Raw genomic sequence first — 2,364 nt, forward strand, 5'->3', positions numbered from 1 at the left:
GCTGCGGCCGGCCGCCGGCGATAATGCTGCGCAGGGCCATCCCTGCCTGCTGCTGGCCCGCAACGAGGCCACCGCGCTGATCGCACTGCCCGGGCAAGGCGCCCCTCACGAAGTGGGCATCGAGCAACTGGCGCAGCGCCACACCGGCGACATGCTGCTGGTGTTGCCGCGGGTGAGCGAACCGACCGACGGCGACTCCGGCGCGCGCGCGCTGCGCCGCCCCTTCGGCTTCGCCTGGTTCGGCCCCGAACTGCTCAAGTACCGGCGCCTGTGGCAAGAGGTATTGCTGGCGTCGCTGGCCATACAGCTGATGGCGCTGGGCATGCCGCTGCTGACCCAGACCATCATCGACAAGGTCATCGTGCATCACACGCGCAGCACGCTGGTGGTGCTGGTGATCGGCATGGGCTGCTTCGCACTGTTCTCGGCCCTGCTGTCGTGGCTGCGCCAATACCTGATCCTGCATACGGGCAACCGCATCGACGCCAGCCTCGGCGCGGCCGTGTTCGAGCACCTGCTGCGCTTGCCGCCGCTGTACTTCCAGCATCGGCCGACCGGGGTGGTCACGGCGCGCCTGCAAGGCGTCGAGACGATTCGCGAGTTCCTCGCCGGGGCTGCCATCACGCTGATCCTCGACCTGCCTTTCCTGCTGATCTTCGTGGGCATCATGTTCTACTACAGCACGCCCCTGGCGCTGATGGTGCTGGTGGTGCTGGCCATGGTGATGGCGCTCAGCCTGGCGGTTGCGCCGCTGTTCCAGGCACGCCTGCAGCGGCAGTTCATGATGGGCGCGCGCAACCAGGCCTTCGTGACCGAATACGTGGCCGCCATCGAGACCGTCAAGTCGCTGCAACTCGAGCCGCAGCTGCGCAGCCGCTACCGCAGTTTCCTGGCGGCGTACCTGCAGGCCGGCTTCTCGACCCGCCAGCTGGGCAATTCCTACGACACGGTGGCTGGCCTGCTGGAGCAGGCGATGAGCTTGCTGATCCTCGGCATCGGTGCCTATACGGTGATGGAGTCCCCCGAATTCACCACCGGCATGTTGATTGCGTTCCAGATGTTCGCCGCGCGGCTGTCGCAGCCGATGATGCGCCTGGTCGGCCTGTGGCAGCAGTTCCAGCAGGCGCGCCTGGCCGTGGCCAGGCTGGGCGACCTGATGGACGCGCCGCCGGAGCCGTATGTGCTGCAGGCGACACGCCAGGCGCAGCGGCGTGGCCAGGTCAGTATCGTCGGGCTCGGCTTTCGGTACGATGACCAGCAACCCTGGCTGTACCAGAACCTGTCGCTCGAGATCCGCAGCGGCGAAACGGTGGCCGTCATGGGCGCGTCGGGTTGCGGCAAGAGTACCCTGGCCAAGCTGTTGCAAGGCTTCTATGTGCCGCAGCAGGGGCGCATCCTGATCAACGACATCGATATCCGGCACCTGGGCGCCAATGAGCTGCGACGCCACTTCGGTGTAGTGCCGCAAGAGACCACGCTGTTTGCCGGTACCATCCTGGACAACCTGTTGCTGGCCAATCCGGCGGCCGGCTTCGAGCAGGTCTGCCAGGCAGCACGCATGGCCGAGATCCATGCCGACATCGAGGCGCTGCCGCAGGGCTACCAGAGCGAGATCGGCGAACGCGGCGCCGGCCTGTCCGGTGGCCAGCGCCAGCGCATCGCGATTGCCCGGGCGTTGCTCAAGCGACCCGAGATACTGATCTTCGACGAAGCCACCAGCGCGCTGGACGGCGTCACCGCAACGGCCTTCGCCCAGACCGTCAATCATTTGCGTGGCAAGGTGACGATGCTGTTCATCACCCACGGCTTGCCCCCCGGACTGCAGGTCGATGCGCTCTATCGCATCACCCCGCAGGGCGTGGAGACGGTCGAGCCGATGACCGGCAGCAAGGGCAGCGCGCGATGAGTCCCCCGTCTCTGCCCGAACCATCGTCTGCCGCGCAAGATGCAGATGGCACAGCCGGCACAGCCACGACAGTCGACCCCACGGAGCGGCCCAGGCTCAGCCCGGCCTGGCTCAATCCGCTGGCGGCGCTGCAGCATGACGACCCGATGCGACGTTCGCGGGTGGTGCTGTGGAGCGTCTGCCTGTTGCTGGCGCTGTTGTCGGCCTGGGCCTGCGTGGGCAAGCTCGACGTCGTCGCCAGTGCCCAGGGGCGCCTGGTGCCGCAGACCTTGCTCAAGATCGTGCAACCTGCCGAACCCGGCGTGGTACGTGACCTGTTGGTTGTCGAGGGCGACCAGGTGGTCGCCGGACAGGCCCTGGTGCGGCTCGACACGACCGTGGCGCGGGCCGAGCGGGCCGGCGTCGACGGCGAGCTCAGGCGCCAGCGCATGCAACTGCGGCGGGTAGCCGCCGAGTTG

At 67.6% G+C, this 2,364-nt stretch carries 2 protein-coding genes; both read left to right on the plus strand.

The annotated features are described in order from the left end of the window. Nucleotide 1 precedes the first annotated feature (1 nt). Nucleotides 2-1,906, plus strand: a complete 1,905-nt coding sequence (locus PMI40_RS11985) for a peptidase domain-containing ABC transporter (RefSeq protein WP_008115623.1) — start codon at nt 2-4, stop codon at nt 1,904-1,906. Further along, nucleotides 1,903-2,364 (plus strand): biotin/lipoyl-binding protein (locus PMI40_RS11990; RefSeq protein WP_008115624.1); only part of this gene is annotated, 462 nt, incomplete at its 3' end. The genes PMI40_RS11985 and PMI40_RS11990, both read left to right, overlap by 4 nt.

It is taken from the genome of Herbaspirillum sp. YR522, from assembly GCF_000282575.1.
Classification (GTDB): Bacteria; Pseudomonadota; Gammaproteobacteria; order Burkholderiales; family Burkholderiaceae_D; genus Herbaspirillum.